We start from the raw sequence: 20,984 nt of genomic DNA, 5'->3' as shown, positions 1-20,984 counted from the left end.
GAGGATGCGGACGCAAGCAAGTGCCCGATGCCCGTCCGGCTCGACCCCGGGGCCTTCCGGAACCTGAGCCGGCCGACGACCGACTCGACGGCGGGGCCCGCGGGGCGGGAATCAGGCCGTCAGCGGACCGCCCAGACGCCAGTACCCCAGAAAAGCCACCCGCTCCTTGGAAATGCCCAGATCGCCGGTGAGATGGCGGCGGATGCGCGTTATCGAACCGGATTCCCCCGCAAGCCATGCGTAGAATCCCTCATCCGCGGCTGCCGTGGCGCCGTGCCGCTCACCCCAATCCCGTACCGCGCTCTCCAGATCCTCACCCTGTCCGCGCAAGACCGGCCGCATCACGGCCAGGCCGGGAGCACTCGAGGACACCACGTCGTCGGCAGCATCCCCGTTCTCGAGCAGGACGTGCGCTTCGGCATCCGAGGGAAGACTCTGCAGGATGTTGCGGACTGCCGGATAGGCGGTCTCATCGGCGACGAGGAGGAAACGCCTGGCGTTCTCCCCCGGAACCCAGTGGATTCCATACCCGGTGCGCCCCATGCGGACGTCCGGCCCGGTGACGACGAGCCGATCACCGGGCCGAGCGGCACGCGCCCACGCGGATGCCGGCCCTTCGGGCTCATGCAGGAAGAAGTCGACGTCGATCTCACCGTCGTCCGCGCGGATCGCCGCAGGCGTATAGGTGCGCAGGACGTTGCGCCGCGCCTCGGGAAGCGCGCGCCAGCGCGCATACCAGTCCGAGGGGTGCGGGGTGGGCTCATCCAGCAGCCCGAACTCCGCGAGGCCGCCTTCCGGCAGCGGGAGCACGACCTTGATCCGCTGGTCGACGCCCCAGGGGGCGAAGTTCCGCAGGGCATCGCCGGCAAACGTCACGCGCAGAAAAGCAGGACTCAGCCGTCTCGTCGTCCGCACCTCCACGGGGAAGGCGCTGTACGCCCATGGGCGGTCCGCGGTCACGAACGAGCTCCCGCCCGCGGAGCGGTCCCGCGCAAGGGCACGACGAGCGGACCGCCCGTGACCGGATCCGGGATGACGACATTCGCCAGGCCGAACACCTCCGCCACCGTCTCGCTGGTGATGACCTCCTCCGGCGAGCCCTCCGCGAAGATCCGGCCGTCGCGCATGGCGATGACATGACTCGCGTAGCGGGCGGCGTGGTTGAGGTCATGGAGCACGGCCACGATCGTTCGTCCGCGCGCATTGAGCTCGGCGAACAGTTCCATCAGCTCGACCTGATGGGCGACGTCGAGGAAGGTGGTCGGCTCGTCGAGCAGCAGCAGGTCGGTCTGCTGCGCGAGCACCATCGCCACCCAGACCCGCTGTCGCTGACCGCCGGAGAGCGCGTCGACGGGCCGAGGCGCGAGGTCGCTCGTGCCGGTCGATGCCAGCGCCTCGTGCACAGCGCTCTCGTCGGCGTCCGACCACTGTCGAAGGAGGTTCTGATGCGGATATCTCCCCCGCCCGACGAGGTCGGCGACGGTGATGCCATCGGGGGCCGTCGCGCTCTGCGGAAGAAGACCGAGTCTGCGGGCAACCTCCTTGGCAGGGTACGACCCGATCGTCCGGCCATCGAGCACGACCTCTCCGCCCGCCGGGACGAGCAGTCGCGAGAGTCCGCGCAGCAGAGTCGACTTGCCACAGGCGTTCGGGCCGATGATGACGGTGAAGGATCCGGGCGGCACCTGAACGGACAGCTCGCGGACGATCTCCGCGCGGTCGTAGGACAGCGTGATGCGCTCGGCGCGCAGCCGGGACTCGGCGGGAGTGCTCTCAGGCACGACGGCGGACCTCCAGGATGATCATGAGGACGAGGTAGGCGCCGCCGACCGAGACGGTGACGACGCCGACGGGCAGAGCAGCCGGCAGCACGTGCTGTGCCACGAGATCGGAGCCCAGCAGCAGGATCGCGCCGACCAGAGCGGACAGGACGAGCGAGATGTGCGGGGTGCGGGCGACGCGCCGTGCGATCTGCGGCGCGGCCAGCGACACGAATGCCACCGGCCCCACCACGGTCGTCGCGGCGGCGACGAGAGCGACACCGATGACGAACGCCATCGTCCGTACGACGTCGGGGCGCACACCGGACGCCGCCGCCATGTCATCGCCCAGTTCGATCTGGCGCAGTCGAGGTGCGAGGGCGCCGCTCGCCACGACGAACGGCAGCGCGCAAAGCACGGCGCCGAGGAGCGGCCCGCCGGTCACGCCGTTGAGCGATCCCGTCCCCCACGAGGACGCGAACAGGGCGGTCTCGAGCTCGATCTGAAGCAGCATCCACGTGTTCAGCGAGGCGAGGATGGCCGAGACGCCGATGCCGACGACGATGAGCCGGAAGCCCTGGATGCCGCCGCGCAGCGACAGCATCCAGATGACCGCCGCAGTCACGATCCCGCCGAGCAGAGCGCCCAGCGTCAGCGCGGGCCACGACGACGATACGAGGACCAGCGTCAGCAGCATCCCCGTGAAGGCGCCGTTGGCGAGTCCGAGGATGTCGGGACTGGCGAGCGGATTGCGCGTGGCCGTCTGGAACAGCGCTCCAGCGAGCGCCAGCAGCGCACCCATGCCGATCGCCGCGAGGGTGCGAGCCAGCCGCCACTCCAGCACGACGGTGCGGTCCATCGCATCTCCGCCGCCGCCGAGCACCCGCACGACGCTTTCCGGGGAGACTGCATACGTGCCGAGGCCGAGGGAGAGGACCGCGAGCACGAGGATGACCGCCACTGCGGCGAGGCCGGCGAGCGCGCTGCGCCATCGCAGCGGGACGACGAGCGGGCCCAGACGCAGCAGAAAGCGGCGGTAGCCGACATCGAGCGCTCGCGGCGCGGAGGAGGCGGTCACAGCGCACTCGCCTTCCGCCGACGGGCGAGGGCGATCAGGACGGGCGCGCCGACGAAGGCGGTGACGATGCCGACGGGCACCTCCGCGGGGGCGATGATGAGGCGGCCAAGCACATCGGAGAGCAGCACGAGAACCGGTGCCAGCACCGCGGACAGCGGGAGGATCAAGCGCTGGTCGGGACCGAACAGCCATCGGGCGACGTGCGGCACCATGAGGCCGACGAAGGAGATCGGGCCTGCCAGCGCCGTGGCAGCGCCGGCGAGAAGCGTCACGGCGACGATGACGCCGACCCGGATGCCGGCGACATTCGCTCCCTGCGCACGCGCGACGTCGTCGCCGAGCGCGATCGCGTTCAGCCCCGGCGCCAGGACGAAGGCGAGCAGAAGACCGAGGACGACGAAGGGGACGAGCGGGATGATCACGTCGAAGCCGCGACCGAGCAGGGAACCGGCGTTCCAGCTGCGCATCTCCTCGAAGGCATCGGGGTTGCTGAGCGTCATCCCGGTGGTGATGCCGGAGAAGACGGCCCCGAGGGCAACACCGGCGAGTGTGAGACGGATCGGATCGGCCGCTCCCCGCCCGGAGGAACCGATGAGGTAGACGGCCACTGTCACGAGGAGCGCCCCGAGGAAGGCGAGCCAGACGAATTCGGCGGGGGAGCGGAGCCCGAGGAACGCGACGCCGATCGCCACGGCGAAGGCGGCTCCGGCGTTGACGCCGAGAATCCCCGGATCGGCCAGCGGATTCCGGGTGAACGCCTGGATGAGAGCCCCGGCAACGCCCAGGGCTGATCCGGCGACGATGCCGGCAGCCGTGCGAGGAATCCGCAACCCGAGGACGACGTAGTCGGTCTCGGAGGTTCCGTTGCCCGCCAGGGTCTGCCAGACCGCCGACGGCGGCAGGGAGTTGGCGCCGAGCATCAGGGAGAGGGTGACCACGACGCCCAGTGCGGCGAGCAGCCCGAGCAAAGCCGCTGTCACGCGGAGGGCGCGCGGCCGGGGCGGGCCCTGAGCGGGCCTCGCCCCTGCCTGGCGAGCGGTCAATGGGTCTCTTCGAGGAAAGTCTCGATGTCGTCCAGCACGGACTGCGCCCCCTTGGGACCGACGCCGGACACCCAGTAGCTGGTGTCCACGAGCGTCACGGAGCCGAACGCATCGGCGTTCTCGGTGATCGCGGCCGGAACGGAGGATTCGTCGTCGACATCGGCCGTGGTGACGAACACATAGTCGGCGGTCGCGTCGAGGATGTTCTCCGGGGAGAGGTCCGCCTGCAGACCGTCAGCCCAATCCTGGTCGGGGATGGTGAATCCGACGCACTCCAGCAGGCTGCCGGCGAAGGAGACCGGGCCGTACAGGCTCAACGTGGTCTCGTCGCGCGGGCGGATGAGCTGCACCGTCTCGCCGTCGAGGTCGTACCCTCCGGCGAGGTCCTCGCAGCGGTCATCGACGGCACCGAGCAGCTCGGCGACCTCGTCCTCGCGTCCGAGCGCCTGGCCGATCAGGGCGGCGTTGTCACGCCATGGGTCCGCCTGAGTGGCGATGAAGACCGTGGGTGCGATGCTGTTCAGCTGATCGTAGAGCTCGGAGTGCCGCGCCTCGGTGCCGAGGATGAGGTCGGGTTTCAGGGCAGCGATGGCTTCGAGGTCCGGCTCGGGAACGGTGCCCACCGGCTCCACTCCTGAGGCGTCGAGGTATGCCGGGATGCCGGCCACGTTGCTCGCTACGGCAGCACCCACCGGCGTGATCCCCAGCGCCACGGCCGTGTCGAGTTCCAGCGGCTCCAGCGCGACCACACGCTGCGGCTCGGCGGGAACCTCGGTCGTGCCGCGAGCGTGCTCGATCTCGTGGGTCTCGGGCTCTTGAGACACCGGCGCGCTCTCCGCGGCGCAGCCGGCCAGCAGGAGGACGGCGGATGCTGCGGCGATGAGCAGGACACTTCGACGAGGGGAGGGCATGCTGAGGCACCCTTTCGGTTGATGGGATCACGAGGGAGGACGATTTACTTAGGCAAGCCTAGCCTGAGACGCCATCCGAACCCCGCCATCCGACCCGGCGCAGACGACGCTGCAGCAGATCGACCGGCGGCGTCAGCCGGCCGGCGTCACGCGGCGGGTGAACGATCCGACGATCGCTCTCGCCACCAGCCCGAGCAGGAGCCCCGCGACGAGCGCAGCACCCGACACCGTCAACGGCATCCACTCCTTCGCGAAGGACGCCGCGACGCTCAGCATCGCGCCGACGATCCACCCGCCGACGGCCATCCCCACCGCACCGGGGCGGCCCACCGCGATCGCGATCATCGCCACGACCGCGCACAGAACGGCGATCCCCGCGCCGAAGACGCCGATCGGCACGAACACCTCGGTCAGATCCCTGACCACGCTCACCGACGTCACCATCTCGCACCCCCCGATGCACTCACTCCGTGCCTCAACGGTACGTCGCGACCACCGGAGACGCCATCCCCCGAAAGGGGGACAAATCCGTCATCCCGGAGATGTACGCGGCATCGGTCATGCCCCGAATCGGAGGAGTTCGCGCGAATCGGAGGAGCGAACCCTCGAACTCGGTCCTCCCGTTCGCGTCATATCCTCCGCTTCGAGCCGGGCGCCGGTTCAGGCGCGCCCTCGGGCTACTTCAGGCCCGAGCGCACGAAGGCGTCCACGACGTATCGCTGCAGGAAGATGTAGATGAGCAGCACGGGGACGCAGGCGAGCCCCGCGGCCGCCATCGTCGCCCCCCAGTTGTCCCCCTCCGCCGTCAGGAAGCTCCGCACGCCCACCTGGACGAGCGCGTCGCCCTGTCGCATGATCAGGGCGGGCCAGAGGTACTCGTTCCACGCCGAGATGAACGCCATGATCCCGAGCGCCGCGAGAGCCGGCTTCATGTTCGGGACCACGACCGTCCACAGCGTCGACCAGCTCGACCGCCCATCCAGCTCGGACGCCTCCAGGAGCTCCCGCGGGAACGCCCTCATGTGCTGCACCATCAGCAGCACCGCGAAGGCGCCGGCCAGCTGCGGGACCACGACGCCGCCGATCGTGCCGAGCAGGCCGAGCTGCGAGACCAGCACGTAGTTCGGGATCATCGTGACCTGGAACGGCACGAGCCACGAACCGATGAAGAGGAACATCAGCACCCTCTTGCCCGCGAAGTCCCACACCGCGAAGCCGTAGGCCGCGAGCACGGCGATCAGCAGCTGCGCGACGGCGAGGATCAGGGACATCGCGAAGGTGTTCACCAGCATGCTCCCGATCGGGATGGTGTCCCACACGTACGCGAAGTTCTCGAAGCTCAGCGGCCAGGGCAGGAGCGTCTGGTCGAGGGCGTCCTCCGGAGCCCGCAGGGCGGTCGCGAACATCCAGTACACGGGGAAGATGCTGAACACGGCGAGCAGCACCAGGACGACGTGCCCGGCGACCACCCCGCCGCGGCGCCGGGATCCCACCGCCAGATCCTCGGTCGTGGACTGCACGCGGTTCGCTCCGCCCGCGACGGATGCCGGGGGCGCGACGGTGATGAAAGCCATGCGAGGACCTCTCAGTTGTCGTAGAAGCTCAGACGGTCCTGCAGCTCGAGGAAGAGCAGCGCGATCAGACCGAACCCGAGGAAGAAGATCACTCCGGCAGCCGACGAGATGCCGGCGTCGAAGTTCTGGAAGCCGAACTGGTAGAGCAGGTAGTAGATGTTCGTCGTGGAGTTCGACGGGCCGCCCTGCGTGAGCAGGTCGATGATCGGATACGTCCACTGCGCCGCCAGCAGGATCGTCATGAGGCCGAGGAACACGATCGTGGGCGAGAGCAGCGGCATCGTGATGGTGCGCGTGATGCGCGCGAGACCCGCTCCGTCCAGGGAAGCCGCCTGCGCGTAGTCGGGGCTGATCCCGGCGAAGCCGGCGGCCACGACGAGGACGCCGAAGCCGAGCATCTGCCAGCCCACGATGACGATGACCGCCCAGATCGCCAGCGACGGATCGCGGAACACGTTGGGCATGTCGATCCCGAGGCCGGCGAGGACCGTGGGGATCGCGCCCTGCTCCGCGAACAGCCAGCGCCACACGGCGCTGGTGGCGACCGGGGTGATGAGGAACGGCACGAAGATCAGCGCCTGGTAGATCGTGCGCGCCCTCCCCTGCACCTGCCGCGACACCAGCGCGATGACGATCGGCAGCACGAGCGAGAACACCAGGAACGCGGCGATGTAGACGACGGTGTTGACGATCGCGGTCTGCAGCTCGGGCAGCTGCACGACCTCCGCGTAGTTCTCGAAGCCCACGAACGTCTTCGGGCTCGTCGGCAGCAGGTTCCAGTCGTACAGCGACAGCGAGAACGTCTGCACGAGCGGGCTGTAGGTCCACAGCAGCAGGAACACGACGCCGGGCAGGATGTACAGGTAGGGCGCGAGCGCCCTGGGGCGGATGCGGCGGCGCGTGCGCGGGGCCGCATCCGCCTCCTCGGCCACGCCCTCAGGGGCGGTGACGGCGACGAACATCGTCAGCCCTGCAGAGACGCGGATGCCGCGGCGAGGCGTTCCTCGGAGCTCATCCTCATGAACCCCTCGAGCATCTCCGGAGTCATCTCGTACACCGTGGGGTACTGCCCGATCGGGACGATCGAGTGCAGCACCCGATCGCCGTAGACGTGCACGAGGTTGTAGGACTGCGCGCCGTCCTGACCGCGCGCCGCCGGGTAGACGACGTTGAGGTCCTGGGTGTAGCAGGTGGCCGACGCCACCGAGACCGGGACGCCCGCGAAGGTGCTGTGCGTCGAGTAGTGCAGATGACCGCCGAGGATGCCGCGCACGTCCGTGCCGCGGATCACCTCCGCCAGGCGATCCTGGTCCTTGAGCTCGACGAGCGCCAGGAGGCCGAGCGGGCTCGGCACCGGCGGATGGTGCAGAGCGATCAGCGTGCCGTCCGGTGCGGGCGCGGCGAGGACGCCGGCCAGCCACTCCAGCTGTCCCTCGGTGATCTCGCCGTGGTGATGGCCGGGCACGGTCGAGTCCAGCGCGATGATGCGGAGGCCGTTGACGTCGAAGACCCGGTCGACCGGCTCGCTGTCGTCGGCGTCCTGGTCGAGCAGTCCCTTGCGGAAGGCGACGCGCTCGTCGTGGTTGCCCATGACCCAGATCACCTGGGCGCCGAGTCGCTCGGCGGCGGGCTCGACGAGGTCGCGCAGGCGCTGATAGGCGTCCGGCCGGCCGGCGTCGGCGAGGTCGCCGGTGAACACGATCGCCTCTGGGCGGGCGTTCGAGGCGGCGAAGCCCTCGAAGAGCTCGGCGAGGTTCCTGTCCGAGTCGATGCGGTCGTGGAGCAGTTCGCCGTCGCCGACGAAGTGCGTGTCCGACAGATGCAGGATGAAGTGCTCTGGGGCGGGGAACTGCCCGTCGAAGTCGTTCATGGGATGTCCTTTCGAGATGTTCGATTCAGGCGACCAGCACCGCGGTGAGGCGATCGAGGTCGGGGGCCGAGAGGCCGTGCGCCCCGAGATAGCCGCGCATCGAACCGTGCTGCCGTTCGATGCGGTCCAGCAGAGCGCCGAGCATGTCGGCGGGGCTCGCCGTGACGAGCTCCACGACCTCCGGCGTCAGCTCGGAGCCGCCGTCGCGGTAGCCCGCGAGCATGCGCTCCGCCCACTCGCCGCGCAGGTTGTCCGCGGTCTGGGCGTAGTCGGCCACGACCTCGTCGCGATCGACGCCCGCGGCGGTCAGCGCGAAGGCGATGACGAGGCCCGTGCGATCCTTGCCCGCCGTGCAGTGCACGAGCACGGCCTCGTCCTCCTCCGCGGCGGCGATCACGCGGATGGCGTCCGCCAGCTGCGTGCCGCGCTCGTCGGCCATGTGATCGTAGATCGACGCGAGGCCGAGCCGCACAGCGGCCCGGGATGCGGGGGCCGCGTCGTCGAAGACCGGCAGGTGGTGCACCTGCAGCTCGAGGCCGTCCAGAGCGCTGGGGGCCGTGCGCTGCTCCTCGCTGCCGCGCAGGTCGACGACATGGGCGATGCCCAGATCCGCGATCAGGCTCCTGCCCTGCACGTCCAGCAGGTGGAGCGCATCCGAACGGAAGAGCTTGCCCCATCGGGACGTGCCGGTCGCCGCACGGTACCCACCGGTGTCGCGCAGGTTGTAGACCCCCGGTGTGGCATGACGGCGCACGGGTGCGCCTTCGGCGATGCTCATTCGATCAGCCCCTGAGCGCGCTCCGCGGCGTCCTGCATGGTCGCCGGGATGTCGGCTCCGTAGAAGATCGACTCCTCGACGGCGGTGGCGAGCACCTGGTCGACCTGGACATAGCTGTCACCGGGGTAGGACACCCACGGCTCGAGCGCATCGAGCTGCTGCAGGTTGGGCTTGACCAGCGGATTCGCCTCGACCCATTCGTAAAGAGGTCCGCCCTCCTCGGTCATCGTGCTGCGCAGCGGCAGGTAGCCGATCTCGGTGGAGATGATCTCGTAGGCGTGCGGACTCGTCATCCACTGGATCAGCTCCCAGGCCGCCGCCTGCTTCTTCGGATCGGTGGAGAACATCGCCAGGAACGAACCGGAGTTGGTCGGCACGACGGGGGCGTCGTCGAACGCGGGAAGCGCCCGCGCGTCCAGCGTCCAGCCGCCCGACGACGCACCGCCCATGAAGGCGGCCTGCAGCGCGGAGGTGTTCACGTGGATCGCGGTCTTGCCCTGGGCGAAGGCCTCGTACATCGAGGTGGAGTCCTGGTTGGCGAGCACCCCGGCGTCGAACATGTCGCGGAACGTCTGCACGGTGTCGACGGCGGCGTCGGAGCCGAACTCGATGGTCGCGCGGTCGTCGCTGAGCACCTGCGCGCCGCCGGAGCGGAACAGGCCCTGCATGCACCAGTTGCCGCCGCTGACCGTGCAGGTCACGCTGACGGAGGGCTCGCCGGTGGCGGCCGTGATCTGCTCTCCGGCGCTCTCGACGGCATCCCACGTGGACAGGTCGACCGTCTCGGGGTCGAGGCCCGCCCGCTCGAAGAGGCTCTCGTTGAGCCAGAGCACGGGGGTCGAGAAGACGTACGGGATGCCGTAGGTGGAGCCGTCCCAGTCCGCGAGCCCCTGGGCCCGCTCGTGGTACGGATACTCGCCGCCGAACTCCTCCGCCAGGGCATCCGCGCCGACGACGGTGCTGAGATCCTGCGCACCGAGCGTGGTCGCGGCGAAGTCCAGCTCGCTGAACACCAGCTGCGCGACGTCCGGCGCGCCGCCTGCCAGGAGCTGCTTCTGCACGCTGCCGGCCGTGGAGGTCGAGTCCGAGGGCTGCGCGTTGACCGTGATGTTCGGATGCTCAGCCATGAAGTCGTCGATCAGCGTCGTGATCGTGTCCGACCAGATGCCGGCGTTGGACAGGTTGTAGGACTCGAAGGTGATGGTCACCTCGTCGTCCTCGGACAGCGTCGCCATGCTTCCCGTGGCGTCTTCGGGAGATGCGGCGGATGCGGCGCAGCCGGCGAGCGCCGCGACCGTGAGGGCGGCGAGACCGGCGAGGCCCGCGCGGCGGGAGCGGTTGTTCATGATTTCTCTCTCTGGGAGGTCGTGCAGGCTGGGAGGTCGTGCGGATCAGGGGACGAGGACGCGGTCTGCGGAGGAGACGGTCTGAGCGCTCGAGGCGGTGTCCGGCACCCACTCCAGCCGGCGTCCGCTCGAGCGCTCGAACAGGTGGACGTGCTCGGGAGCGACGTGCAGCGTCAGCTCGTCGCCGCCGGAGACGTGGACGTCGCGCGAGGTGCGCACGTGCACGCGGCCCGAGCCCGTGAGGCAGGTGAGGATCTGCTCGCCGCCGAGGTTCTCGACGATGTCGACGGTGACGGCGATGCTCACCCCCGGCGTGGTCGTGACGGCATCCGTGATCTCGAGGTGCTCGGGGCGGAAGCCGAGCACCACGTCGATCGGCGCGGTCTCGCCCTCCCAGAGATCCCCGACGAGGCCTCCGGCGGCGACCGCGATCCGGCCCGCGTCCGCGGTGACGGTCGCGTCCACGAGATTCATCGCCGGGCTGCCGAGGAAACCCGCCACGAAGACCGACTCAGGGCGGTCGTAGACCTCTTCCGGCGTGCCGTACTGCTCGATCCGGCCGGCGTTCAGGACGACGATCTTCGTGGCCATCGTCATCGCCTCGACCTGGTCGTGGGTGACGTAGACGAAGGTCGCGCCGAGCCGGCGATGCAGCGCCGTGAGCTCCTGGCGGGTCTGCGTGCGCAGCTTGGCGTCCAGGTTCGACAGCGGCTCGTCCATCAGGAACGCCTTCGGGTCGCGCACGAGCGCGCGGCCGACCGCGACGCGCTGGCGCTGTCCTCCGGAGAGCTCCTTCGGCTTGCGGTCGAGATACTGATCGATCTCCAGCGCCTCCGCGACCTCGCGCACGCGACGCTCGATCTCGTCCTTGCCGAGCTTCTGCACGCGCAGCGGGAACGCCAGGTTCCTCCGGACGCTGAGGTGCGGGTAGAGCGCATAGCTCTGGAACACCATCGCCAGGTCGCGCTTCTTCGACGGCAGCTCGGTGACGTCGTCGCCGTCGAGGAGGATGCGTCCGGTCGTGGGCTCGAGGAGCCCGGCGATCATGCGCAGCAGCGTGGTCTTGCCGCATCCGGACGGGCCGAGCAGGACGAGGAAGTCGCCGTCGTCGATGGTGAGCGTGATGTCGCGGACCGCCGCGGTGCTCTTGAAGCTGCGGCCGATCCCGCGGAGCTGGATGGTGCCCATGGGTCGCCTCCTGCAAGCGACCTGTCGCGCGGGACCCTCCCGTGGAATTCGCTTACATAGAGAGTTTGGGCAGTGAAAGTGAATTGCGGGAGAACGTCAGGTCAACGGCACGCAGTGCGGCGGGGAACGTTACGACACGTCGCCGGCCGGATCGACGTCCTCGGCGTCCTGCGATCCCCCCGGCTCGGCGACGAGGGCGCCCAGCTCGTCGCGGATCGCCCATCGGGCGCGCTCCGCGTCGTCCCCGTCCATGCGATCGGCCACGGCGAGCTGGAGCACGGAGAGCAGCAGGTACTGCACGAGTCCCGCGCCGACCGCCCCCTGATCCCAGCTCTGGAAGCGCGCGCCGGCGACGAGGAGAAGATCGGCGTACTCGGCGAGCTTCGAACGCGAGAAGCTCGTCACTCCGATGACGGTGGCCCCCGACTCGACCGCCGCCGCGGCGGCGGCCAGCGTCACGGCGTTCGCCCCGCTCGAGCTGACCACCACGCAGACGTCCCCCGGGCGCAGCACGCGAGCCGTGAGCTGCTGGGAGACGCCGTCGACCGGAGCCTCGCACAGCCGGCCGTTGATCGTGAGCTTGAGCGCGATCGCCTGCGCGGCCGGCCCCGACGCGCCGGTCCCGGCCAGCAGGACCCGCGGTGCGGCGACGATGGCGTCTGCCGCGGCCTCGAAGGCCGCGGCGTCCACCGAGGCGAGCGACGTCCTCAGGATCTCTCCGGCGCCTTCCGCGATGCCCTGCAGCCAGCCGGTCGTGCCCGTCTCGAGGGAGCGCGTCGCGCGCGCCGCCGCACCGAGGTCGCGGACCAGGAGCATCCGCAGATGCTGGAAGCCCTGGAACCCCAGCGCCTGGCAGGTGCGGGTGACGGTCGGCGGCGAGGTCTCCGCGGCGGCGGCGAGGTCGGCGCCGGACATCTCCACGACCTCCTCGGGACGCTCCGCGCAGATCCGGGCCACCCGCTGCGCGCTCGGGATGAGCGAGGGCAGCACCGAGAGGATGTGGTCGATGGTCCCGCCGATCGGCGGCTCGGCGATTCGCGCGTTCATGTGTTTCGGTCTATCACGTGTCGATGCCCGCATCGCGACGCCCAGGTGAACGGCGCCGCGATGCGGGCGGATGGATGGATGGATGGATGCAGGTCAGAGCGTGACGCCCATGGCGTCCAGCGCGATGCGCGCCTGCTCGACCTCGAGGAACTCCGGCTCCACGATGCCGATCGGAGCACGGAAGGACGGCAGGACTCGCTCTGCGAGCTCCCAGTCGACGATGCCGAGCTGGATGAGGCCGGGCCCGACGATGTCCGCGGAGACGGCGCCCCGGTGCACGAACGCGGTGGACGGCGCCGAGACGACGACCGCGCCGTCGCGCTCCGTCACCGCGTAGTGGTGCAGGTGACCGCTGCCGAAGGCGCGCACGTCGAGCAGGGAGAGCACGGCCTCCAGCCGGGGAAGCGATGCGGGCCCGACCGCGAGGTGCGTGTTCTGATGCTCAGGCGTCCAAGCCCATACGGGCTTGTGCGTGAAGAACGCGACAGGACGCGGACCGACCTGCTCCGGCAGCGTCTCGACCCATGCCCACTGCTCGTCCTCTTCCGGAAGCCCGGAGTCGAACAGCTCGCTGTTCACGCCGACGAGCGCCCAGCCGTCGACGATCTCGAGGAAGCGATCCTCGCCGAAGTGTGCGCGGAACGCGGCGACGCGATCACTCGTCACGGGCCGGTCGCCGAACGGGTCGTCTCCGGGCTCTCCGACGTCGTGGTTGCCGGGGAGCACGCGCAGCGGCGCGGTGATGCCAGCGAGGATCTCCTTCGCGGCGATGCGGTCGCGATCCTCGTCCGGGTCGAGGATGGTCACGTCTCCGGTGTGGACGACGAAGTCGGGCTCCATCGCGTTGATGAACTCCACGAAGCGCTCGGCGTTCTCGGTGGGGCTGCCGCCGAGGCGGCTGATGTGCGTATCGGTGATCTGGACGAGTCTCATGCCTGTGCTCCGCATCTGAAAGGGGATGCCGCATGCGCGACGCCGCCACGCTAGGCCGCTCTGGTGACCGCGACTCCAACGTGGGATGAATTGTTTGTTCACGCTGCATCCCGTCTGGGCAATCCTCTTACCTGCCTCCTGGCGCACCTCACCTGCCCTGCTCGTGCCGCTCGAATCGGAGGAGTTCGCTCGAACCGGAGGAGCGGATCCTCGAGCTCGGTCCTCCCGTTCGCGTCATGTCCTCCGTTCCGGACAGGTGTCCGCGGATCAATCATTCGCCAGGATCCCCGTGGAGACACGGCCGGTCCGGGCGCGACCCCGCCCCTGCGCGGAAGCGCCAAGATGGAGTCATGGCCGTTCTCCTCTCCGACCTGAACAGGATGCCGAGCCCGCAGCGCGTCGTCGTCGGCGACGGTGTGGGCCTCGCGACCTACACCTGGGGCGATCCGGACGCGCCGACCGTCGTGATCGTGCACGGCTTCGCCTCGAGCACGCGCGACAACTGGGTGCTCACCGGCTGGGCGAGGATGCTGGAGGATGCGGGCTACTTCGTGCTCGGCGTCGATCAGCGCGGCCACGGCCTGAGCGACAAGCCGCACGAGCAGGACGGGTACACGGTCCGCACCCTGTCGACCGACCTCGAGACGGTCCTGGACACCTATCTCGTCGAGGAGGCGCGCTACATCGGCTACTCGCTCGGCGCCCGCGTCGGCTGGGAGGTGACCCAGGACCTCCGGGACCGCATCCCACGCGCGGTGCTGGGCGGCGTGCCGGACGGCATCCCCCTGGCCCGGCTCGACATCGCGCAGGTCCGCGCCTACATCGCCGACGGCACGCCGGTGACCGACCGCACCACGCAGAACTACATCGCGCTCACCGAGCGAGTCGCAGGCAACGACCTCAGGGCGCTGCTCGCCCTGGCGGAGGGCATGCGGGCCTCCCGCTCGATCGATCCGGACACCGCGCACGCGCCGCAGCAGCCGGTGCTGTTCGCCACCGGCTCGCAGGACGCCATCATCGCGGGATCACGCCACCTGGCATCGGTCACCCCTCAGGGCCGGTTCTTCGAGATCCCCGACCGGCACCACTTCAACGCACCCGGGTCCCGCGCCTTCCGCGAAGCCGCCCTCGCCTTCCTCGCGGAGGGTTGATCGCCCCAGGGAGCGTGATCGGCGAGGTCACGACCGCATCGACCACGAGCGAGCTGTTCGTCGGCCCGACGACGGGGATCGGTGTGGTCTCGGTGAGGACCGTCGAGGTGATCGGCATCCGCGCCAGGCGACGGTGCTCGCGCACGTAGGCGGGGATGAGGATGACGACCGCGCCCACCCACGCGAGCGGGTTGCTCCACGCGACGCCGGCGAAGCCGAGCAGAGCCGCCAGCGCCACCGCCGCGACGACGCGCATGACGAGTTCGACGATGCCGGTGACGGTGGGGATCATCGCGTGCCCGAGCCCCTGCAGCGCCCCGCGGATCACGAACAGGACACCGAGGATGCTGTAGGTCGCACCGTTGATGATGAGCATGAGGTGCGCGAGCTCGACGACCCCGTCGGCTCCGTCGCCGACGAAGATCCGCACGATCGCGGCGCCGGTGATGATGAGCAGGACGCCGAGCGCGAGGGATCCGCCGATGGCGATCCAGCTGGCCTGCACGACACCGCGGCGGATGCGGTCCGGTCGCCCTGCACCGACGTTCTGCGCCACGTACATGCTCGTCGCAAGGCCCAGCGACGCGAGCAGGGCGGTGGCGAGGCTGTCGACGCGCGAGGCCGCCGTATAGGCGGCGACGGCGTCGGACCCCAGCTCGTTGAGCGCGACCTGCACGGCGAGGGTGCCGATCGCGATGATCGAGGCCTGGAAGCCCATGGGCAGGCCGAGGCGCAGATGCTCGCCGACCTCCGCGCGGGCGACCCTCCAGTCCTCGCGGCGCACGTGGAGGGCGGGCAGGCGCCGGCGCAGGTACTCCAGGCAGAGGACGACCGAGGTCCCCTGCGCCACGACCGTGGCGAGCGCGGCCCCCGCGACGCCCCATCCCAGCGGGCCGACCATGAGGATCACGAGGGCGACGTTCAGCAGGCACGCCAGGGTGAGGAACCACAGCGGGGTCCGGGAGTCGCCGATCGCCCGGATGATCGCCGCGAGGTAGTTGAAGAACATCGTGGCCGCGGCCCCGAGGAAGCTCACCTGGGCGAACACGACCGCGTCGTCCATGAGCTCCGCCGGCGTCCGCATGAGAACCAGGACCGGATGCGCGATGAGCGGGGCGACGATCGTCAGCACGACGCTCATGCCCGCGGTCAGGAGCGTCCCGGTCGCGACCGAGCGGCGCACGGCGCGATCGTCCCCGGCTCCGAACGCCTGCGCGGTCGGGATCGCGAAGCCGCTCGTCACGCCCCAGGCGAAGCCCAGCAGGAGGAACAGGAGGCTGCCGGTCGCGCCGACCGCCGCGAGCGCGTCGACGCCGAGCTGCCGGCCGACGACGACCGTGTCGACGAACTGGTACAGCTGCTGGACGACGTTGCCGATCAGCAGCGGCACGGAGAACGCGAGGATGACGCGCCAGGGCGCACCGGTGGTGAGGGAAGGTGACACGGAGAGCTCGACAGGGTCCGGAGGGGAACGGGGATCCGACTATTTTATCGAATCGTTTCGAGAAGAGAAGAGCGCTCTTTCAGGCGGCCCACGCCTGACGGTGCGAGCGCACGACCTCTCCGGTGGCGGCGGCCTCGTCGACCAGCATTCCGAGGTAGTGATCCTGCGAAGCCTCCGCGAGCCCGTAGAGGCCGTCGCCGCCGCGAGAGTACTCGGCCATCCGCACGAGGCATTCGGCGACCGCGAGCTCGTCATCCAGGAAGCCGGCCGGGATGAACGGATTGCGGTACACCCACCTCTCGCCGGCGAGCAGACCGCGCAGGAAGTGCCCTTCGAGGTTGGTGTCGTGTCCGGCGTCCATCCGGCGGATCGTGTACTGCACCGGGGTGCGGAAGTCCGCCAGGTACCGCACCTCGCGGCCGTCGATCTCACCGCGGTCGCCGCGGGCGAGCAGTCTCGTGGCACGCACCCAGGAGCGGTTCTGCGCCGGCGCCCAGTCGTAGACGCCGTGGCGTCCGCCGAAGCCGAGGTGCGCGATCGTCGTCTCGGCGGTCAGGAAGCGCTCCTCGACCGGATCGCCGCCGCGGCCGGGACCGCCGACCAGCGGCGCTTCGAATCGGAGCGAGCGGATCTCGGCATCCTCGAATCCGACGCCGAGCATGCGGCGCATGATGCTGATCGCGTGGTACCCGTGGCTGATCGACACCCGGCACTCGCTCACGTCGCCGATGACGCCGGAGCGCGCGATCGCGATCTGCGCGGAGATCAGCGGCTGGAGGTGGTACTGCTCGGCCACCTGAACCCGCGCACCGCCCACCGCACGGTGCAGCGCGATGAGATCGTCCAGCGCATCGGCCGGCGGGGTCTCGGTCAGCACCGGGACGTCCGCGCGGACCGACTCCTCGATCAGCGCGGGCGCCGCCTCGCGCGGCACCGACAGCACGAGGAAGTCCGGATGCCTGTACGCCAGCAGCTCGGTGAGGGAGGGGAAGGCCGGCGCCGCCCACGCGGCCGACATCCGCTCGGCCTTCGCCGGATCGCGCACCACGAGCCCCGCGATCTCGAACCGATCCGGCAGCGCGGCCGCGATGCGCAGGATGAACTCCGCCCGCCACCCGGATCCGACGACGGCGATGCTGCTCGGTGCGGCCATGTCTGCGAACTCCCTCGTTGCGGTCTCCCCCGCAACGGTAGGCGGCGCGCGGCATGACGCGCCGCGGCGCGCCGGGCACAAGGGCTGAAACGTTCAAAGACTCCTGCGCGGATCGAGAAGACGCGATCCGCCATGATCCGTTCCACGGGATGCTCCCGCCACGCCTCACCGCCGGCCGACGCGATCCGGTCGCAGATCCAGCCGGCGCAGCAGCTGCGCGTTCAGGGCGACGACGACGGTGGACGCCGACATGAGGATCGCGCCGACCGACATCGGCAGGACGAATCCGATCGGCGCGAGGATGCCGGCCGCCAGCGGCACCGAGAGGAGGTTGTACCCCGCCGCCCACCACAGGTTCTGGGTCATCTTGCGATAGCTCGCCGCGGACAGCTCGATGACGGATGCCACCGCACGCGGATCGGACCCGGCCAGCACCACGCCCGCGGAGGCGATCGCGACATCCGTCCCCGCGCCGATCGCGATGCCGACATCGGCCTGCGCAAGGGCGGGGGCGTCGTTCACGCCGTCGCCGACCATGGCGACCTTGCGCCCCTCGTGCTGCAGTTCGACGACCTTCGCGGCCTTGTCCTCCGGGCGCACGCCGGCGAAGACCCGCTCGATGCCCAGTTCCGCGGCGACGGCACGCGCCACGGGTTCCGCGTCGCCCGTGATCATGACGACCTCGACACCCCGCCGACGCAGCGCTGCCACGGCGTCCCGGGACTCCGGGCGCACGGCGTCGGCCAGCCGCAGCGCGCCGACGGCCTGCCCGTCCGCAGCTATGTGCAGCACGATGGCCCCTTCGCCGGCCCAGCCCTCCGCCTCCGGCAGCGGTACCGCACCGATCTCCTCGAGCATCCGCGGACCTCCGACACGGATCTCGCGTCCCTCGACGACCGCCGTCACGCCCACGGCCGGCGCCGAGGCGAAGCGGGTCGCACGGAGCGTCCGGATGCTCCGTGCCTCCGCCGCGCGAACGATCGCGCGGGCCAGGGGATGCTCGCTGTCCTCCTCCGCAGCGGCAGCGAGGGCGAGCACCTCGTCCTCGTCCTGGCCGTCGGCCGCTGCGACCTTCGTGACAGCCGGTTCACCGGCGGTCAGCGTCCCGGTCTTGTCGAACAGGACGGCGTCGACGGTGCGCATGCTCTCCAGCGCCAGCCGATCGGAGACGAGGATGCCGGCGCGCGCCGCGCGCTCGGTCGCGATGGACACCACGAGCGGGATCGCGAGGCCGAGGGCATGCGGGCAGGCGATCACGAGGACGGTGATGGTGCGCACGATCGCGGAGTCGACGTCGCCCACCGCCGTCCAGACGATCGCGGTCACGACGGCGGCGGCGAGCGCATACCAGAACAGCCAGGCCGCCGCGCGGTCGGCGAGGCGCTGCGCACGGGACGTGGAGGCCTGCGCCTGGGCCACGAGGCGGCGGATGCCGGCGAGCGCGGTGTCCTCGCCGGTCGCGACGACCCGTACGCGCAGCCCCGAATCGGTGGCGATCGTCCCCGCGACGACGCGGTCCCCCTCCTCCCGTGCGACGGCCCGGGACTCGCCGGTGATCATGGACTCGTCCATCTCGGCGCGGCCGGCGACGATCTCGCCGTCGGCGGGGACGCGTCCGCCGGGACGGACGACGACGAGGTCGCCGACACGGAGATCGGCGGGAGCGATGCGCACCGTCGCGTCTCCGTCGATGCGCTCCGCCTCATCGGGCAGCAGCGCCGCGAGGGAGTCGAGCGCGGAGGTCGTCTCCGCCAGCGAGCGCATCTCGATCCAATGCCCGAGGAGCATGATCACGATGAGCAGGGCGAGCTCCCACCAGAACTCGAGCTCGTGGTGCACGAGGCCCAGGCTCGCCGCCCAGGAGGCGATGAAAGCGACGGTGATGGCCAGACCGATGAGCAGCATCATGCCGGGACGGCGGGAGCGGATCTCTCCGACGGCGCCCGTGAGGAACGGGCGGCCTCCCCAGACATACATCACCGTGCCGAGTACTGGGGCGACGAATTCCACGCCGGGGAAGGCGGGGAGCTCGTAGCCGATGAGCATGGCGAACATCCCGGAGAAGGCGACGACGGGGACCGCGAGGAGGAGGTTCCCCCAGAACAGCCGCCGGAACTGCGCCACGTGACCGGCGTGGCCGCCGTTCGCGTGACCGGCGTGACTCCCGTGGCCGCGATCCGCGTTCGCGGGACCGGCGTGGTGGTCGTGATCGTGACCCGCGTGCTCGTGGTCGCCGTGCGCTGCGGGATCCGCGTGGTCGTCGTCGAGAGGGCCGTCGTGCGCTTCATGCCGGTCGTGGTCGTGGTCGTGATGCGTGTGCGTCGTGTCCGGGTCGCGGTGCGGATCATGACTCGCATGTTCGCCATGGGCCGCGTCGCCATCGGGGGCCGCGTGGTGGTGATGCATGTGCGGATCGCTCATCAGATCCTCCTGGTCGCGTCGATCACGTTCGTTCAGAATACCCCCAGGGGGTATTCGTTCAGAACGACTGTCCACCCGTCGATATTCCCTCTCCTCACCCCCTTCAACGCCTCTATTCAGGAGGAGACGCCCGGATCAAGAGGATCCAGCGCGATCTCTCTTGATCTCGATGCGGATTCCTGATTCCGCAGGCCGGCATCCGGCGTACGCTCATGACATGCCCACTTCGATCTCCGCCATCGTCGCGCCCTCCGCCACCGATCTCCTCACTCCCGGAACCGTCGAGCGTCGCGACGTCGGCCCGAAGGACGTCCGCATCGACATCCGCTGGGCGGGCATCTGCCACTCGGACATCCACACCGTCAAGGGCGACTGGGGACCGCAGCACTATCCGCTCACCGTCGGGCACGAGATCGCGGGCACCGTCGCCGAGGTCGGCTCGGACGTCACGGCATACGCCGTCGGCGACCGCGTGGGCGTCGGATGCCTGGTGAACTCCTGCGGCGAGTGCGCGAACTGCCTCGCCGGATCCGAGCAGTACTGCCTGAACGGCGCGATCGGCACCTACGGCGCCACCGACGTCGACGGCACGATCACGCAGGGCGGATACTCCCGCAGCGTCGTCGTGACCGAGGCCTTCGTGCTCCGCATCCCCGAGTCGATCCCCTTCGAGAAGGCCGCACCCCTGCTCTGCGCAGGCATCACGACCTACTCCCCGCTGCGCCACTGGGACGCGGGTCCGGGCACCAGGGTCGCCGTCGTGGGGCTGGGCGGGCTCGGCCACATGGCCGTCAAGCTCGCGCACGCCATGGGCGCCGAGGTGACCGTCCTGACGCGAACGCTCGCCAAGAAGGACGACGCGCTCGCCCTCGGCGCGGACCGCGCCTTCGCCACGAGCGATCCGGCGACCTTCCGGGAGCTGCGCGGCTCCTTCGACCTCATCATCAACACCGTCTCCGCCGTGATCGATCTCGACGCCCACCTGCGCCTGCTCGCGCTGGACGGCGCGCTCGTCAACGTCGGCCTCCCGCCTGAGCCGCTGAGCGTACGGGTGGGCAACCTCATCGGCGGACGGCGCTCGGTCGCGGGGTCCAACATCGGGGGCATCGCCGAGACCCAGGAGATGCTCGACTTCTGCGCGGAGCACGGCATCTCCCCCGAGGTGGAGATCGTCGCGGCATCCGAGGTCAACGAGGCCTGGGACCGCGTGCTCGCCTCGGACGTGCGCTACCGCTTCGTGATCGACGCGGAGACGATCGGCGCCTGAGCTGTCCTCTTCACGCCCGC

20 protein-coding genes are annotated in these 20,984 nt (G+C 70.1%); 3 read left to right on the top strand and 17 right to left on the bottom strand.

The genetic code is table 11. The features are described 5' to 3' along the window. Positions 1–111 precede the first annotated feature (111 nt). From ACYVGQ_RS05000 to ACYVGQ_RS04935, 14 genes are all read right to left on the bottom strand, one after another. Positions 112–960, bottom strand: a complete 849-nt coding sequence (locus ACYVGQ_RS05000) for a siderophore-interacting protein (RefSeq protein WP_460783440.1) — start codon at positions 958–960, stop codon at positions 112–114. Then, entirely contained in the window at positions 957–1,781 is an 825-nt protein-coding gene (locus tag ACYVGQ_RS04995; RefSeq protein ID WP_460783439.1) for an ABC transporter ATP-binding protein, read from the bottom strand. The genes ACYVGQ_RS05000 and ACYVGQ_RS04995 overlap by 4 nt, the downstream gene beginning before the upstream one ends. Further along, positions 1,774–2,838 (bottom strand): FecCD family ABC transporter permease, encoded by a 1,065-nt coding sequence (locus ACYVGQ_RS04990; RefSeq protein ID WP_460783437.1) that lies wholly within the window; start codon positions 2,836–2,838, stop codon positions 1,774–1,776. The genes ACYVGQ_RS04995 and ACYVGQ_RS04990 overlap by 8 nt, the downstream gene beginning before the upstream one ends. Beyond that, positions 2,835–3,881 (bottom strand): FecCD family ABC transporter permease, encoded by a 1,047-nt coding sequence (locus ACYVGQ_RS04985; protein WP_460783436.1) that lies wholly within the window; start codon positions 3,879–3,881, stop codon positions 2,835–2,837. The genes ACYVGQ_RS04990 and ACYVGQ_RS04985 overlap by 4 nt, the downstream gene beginning before the upstream one ends. Beyond that, positions 3,878–4,792, bottom strand: coding sequence for an ABC transporter substrate-binding protein (locus tag ACYVGQ_RS04980; protein ID WP_460783435.1), 915 nt, complete (start codon positions 4,790–4,792; stop codon positions 3,878–3,880). Before ACYVGQ_RS04980 ends, ACYVGQ_RS04985 begins: the two co-directional genes overlap by 4 nt. Positions 4,793–4,924: 132 nt before the next feature. After that, positions 4,925–5,224 carry a hypothetical protein gene (locus tag ACYVGQ_RS04975; RefSeq protein WP_460783434.1) on the bottom strand — a complete coding sequence of 100 codons (300 nt, stop codon included), beginning with the start codon at positions 5,222–5,224 and terminating at the stop codon, positions 4,925–4,927. Positions 5,225–5,469: 245 nt separating this feature from the next. Next, complete coding sequence (locus ACYVGQ_RS04970; RefSeq protein ID WP_460783433.1) at positions 5,470–6,366, bottom strand: carbohydrate ABC transporter permease; 897 nt, start codon at positions 6,364–6,366, stop codon at positions 5,470–5,472. 11 nt (positions 6,367–6,377) lie between these two features. Further along, complete coding sequence (locus tag ACYVGQ_RS04965) at positions 6,378–7,328, bottom strand: carbohydrate ABC transporter permease (protein ID WP_460783432.1); 951 nt, start codon at positions 7,326–7,328, stop codon at positions 6,378–6,380. A gap of 2 nt (positions 7,329–7,330) precedes the next feature. Continuing rightward, a complete protein-coding gene (locus tag ACYVGQ_RS04960; protein ID WP_460783431.1) occupies positions 7,331–8,236 on the bottom strand; it encodes a phosphodiesterase in 906 nt (301 codons plus the stop codon). Positions 8,237–8,261: 25 nt separating this feature from the next. Then, on the bottom strand, positions 8,262–9,014 hold the full coding sequence (locus tag ACYVGQ_RS04955) for a tyrosine-protein phosphatase (RefSeq protein ID WP_460783430.1): 753 nt from the start codon (positions 9,012–9,014) through the stop codon (positions 8,262–8,264). Next, on the bottom strand, positions 9,011–10,360 hold the full coding sequence (locus ACYVGQ_RS04950) for an extracellular solute-binding protein (RefSeq protein WP_460783429.1): 1,350 nt from the start codon (positions 10,358–10,360) through the stop codon (positions 9,011–9,013). Before ACYVGQ_RS04950 ends, ACYVGQ_RS04955 begins: the two co-directional genes overlap by 4 nt. A gap of 45 nt (positions 10,361–10,405) precedes the next feature. After that, positions 10,406–11,548 (bottom strand): ABC transporter ATP-binding protein, encoded by a 1,143-nt coding sequence (locus ACYVGQ_RS04945; RefSeq protein ID WP_460783428.1) that lies wholly within the window; start codon positions 11,546–11,548, stop codon positions 10,406–10,408. A gap of 129 nt (positions 11,549–11,677) precedes the next feature. Then, the gene (locus ACYVGQ_RS04940) at positions 11,678–12,595 is read right to left on the bottom strand and encodes a MurR/RpiR family transcriptional regulator (protein WP_460783427.1); all 918 of its coding nucleotides are present in this window, start codon (positions 12,593–12,595) and stop codon (positions 11,678–11,680) included. A 93-nt stretch (positions 12,596–12,688) separates the two neighbouring features. Next, positions 12,689–13,528, bottom strand: coding sequence for a metallophosphoesterase family protein (locus tag ACYVGQ_RS04935; protein WP_460783426.1), 840 nt, complete (start codon positions 13,526–13,528; stop codon positions 12,689–12,691). Between the two features lie 350 nt (positions 13,529–13,878). Between ACYVGQ_RS04935 and ACYVGQ_RS04930 the strand changes: the two genes are divergently transcribed. Beyond that, positions 13,879–14,679: an alpha/beta fold hydrolase gene (locus tag ACYVGQ_RS04930; protein ID WP_460783425.1), complete on the top strand. Its 801-nt coding sequence runs from the start codon at positions 13,879–13,881 to the stop codon at positions 14,677–14,679. Here ACYVGQ_RS04930 and ACYVGQ_RS04925 read toward each other — a convergent pair. From ACYVGQ_RS04925 to ACYVGQ_RS04915, 3 genes are all read right to left on the bottom strand, one after another. Continuing rightward, on the bottom strand, positions 14,618–16,123 hold the full coding sequence (locus ACYVGQ_RS04925; protein ID WP_460783424.1) for an MATE family efflux transporter: 1,506 nt from the start codon (positions 16,121–16,123) through the stop codon (positions 14,618–14,620). The genes ACYVGQ_RS04930 and ACYVGQ_RS04925 overlap by 62 nt on opposite strands. 79 nt (positions 16,124–16,202) lie before the next feature. Further along, complete coding sequence (locus ACYVGQ_RS04920; RefSeq protein ID WP_460783423.1) at positions 16,203–17,276, bottom strand: Gfo/Idh/MocA family protein; 1,074 nt, start codon at positions 17,274–17,276, stop codon at positions 16,203–16,205. 165 nt (positions 17,277–17,441) lie between these two features. After that, the gene (locus tag ACYVGQ_RS04915; protein WP_460783422.1) at positions 17,442–19,400 is read right to left on the bottom strand and encodes a heavy metal translocating P-type ATPase; all 1,959 of its coding nucleotides are present in this window, start codon (positions 19,398–19,400) and stop codon (positions 17,442–17,444) included. On the opposite strand from ACYVGQ_RS04915, the gene ACYVGQ_RS04910 reads away from it, so the two are divergent. Then, complete coding sequence (locus ACYVGQ_RS04910) at positions 19,401–19,880, top strand: hypothetical protein (protein WP_460783421.1); 480 nt, start codon at positions 19,401–19,403, stop codon at positions 19,878–19,880. A gap of 34 nt (positions 19,881–19,914) precedes the next feature. Then, entirely contained in the window at positions 19,915–20,964 is a 1,050-nt protein-coding gene (locus ACYVGQ_RS04905) for an NAD(P)-dependent alcohol dehydrogenase (protein ID WP_460783420.1), read from the top strand. The last annotated feature ends 20 nt before the right edge of the window (positions 20,965–20,984 follow it).

The organism is Microbacterium tumbae (assembly GCF_054780175.1).
This window is presented reverse-complemented; position numbering and strand designations above follow the sequence as displayed.

What these genes read in the sequence shown, in the direction of transcription:
- ACYVGQ_RS04980 (WP_460783435.1), bottom strand. Translation starts at nt 4,792, where the DNA reads ATGCCCTCCCCTCGTCGAAGTGTCCTGCTCATCGCCGCAGCATCCGCC.
- ACYVGQ_RS04970 (WP_460783433.1), bottom strand. Translation starts at nt 6,366, where the DNA reads ATGGCTTTCATCACCGTCGCGCCCCCGGCATCCGTCGCGGGCGGAGCG.
- ACYVGQ_RS04965 (WP_460783432.1), bottom strand. Translation starts at nt 7,328, where the DNA reads ATGTTCGTCGCCGTCACCGCCCCTGAGGGCGTGGCCGAGGAGGCGGAT.
- ACYVGQ_RS04960 (WP_460783431.1), bottom strand. Translation starts at nt 8,236, where the DNA reads ATGAACGACTTCGACGGGCAGTTCCCCGCCCCAGAGCACTTCATCCTG.
- ACYVGQ_RS04955 (WP_460783430.1), bottom strand. Translation starts at nt 9,014, where the DNA reads ATGAGCATCGCCGAAGGCGCACCCGTGCGCCGTCATGCCACACCGGGG.
- ACYVGQ_RS04950 (WP_460783429.1), bottom strand. Translation starts at nt 10,360, where the DNA reads ATGAACAACCGCTCCCGCCGCGCGGGCCTCGCCGGTCTCGCCGCCCTC.
- ACYVGQ_RS04945 (WP_460783428.1), bottom strand. Translation starts at nt 11,548, where the DNA reads ATGGGCACCATCCAGCTCCGCGGGATCGGCCGCAGCTTCAAGAGCACC.
- ACYVGQ_RS04940 (WP_460783427.1), bottom strand. Translation starts at nt 12,595, where the DNA reads ATGAACGCGCGAATCGCCGAGCCGCCGATCGGCGGGACCATCGACCAC.
- ACYVGQ_RS04935 (WP_460783426.1), bottom strand. Translation starts at nt 13,528, where the DNA reads ATGAGACTCGTCCAGATCACCGATACGCACATCAGCCGCCTCGGCGGC.
- ACYVGQ_RS04930 (WP_460783425.1), top strand. Translation starts at nt 13,879, where the DNA reads ATGGCCGTTCTCCTCTCCGACCTGAACAGGATGCCGAGCCCGCAGCGC.
- ACYVGQ_RS04920 (WP_460783423.1), bottom strand. Translation starts at nt 17,276, where the DNA reads ATGGCCGCACCGAGCAGCATCGCCGTCGTCGGATCCGGGTGGCGGGCG.
- ACYVGQ_RS04905 (WP_460783420.1), top strand. Translation starts at nt 19,915, where the DNA reads ATGCCCACTTCGATCTCCGCCATCGTCGCGCCCTCCGCCACCGATCTC.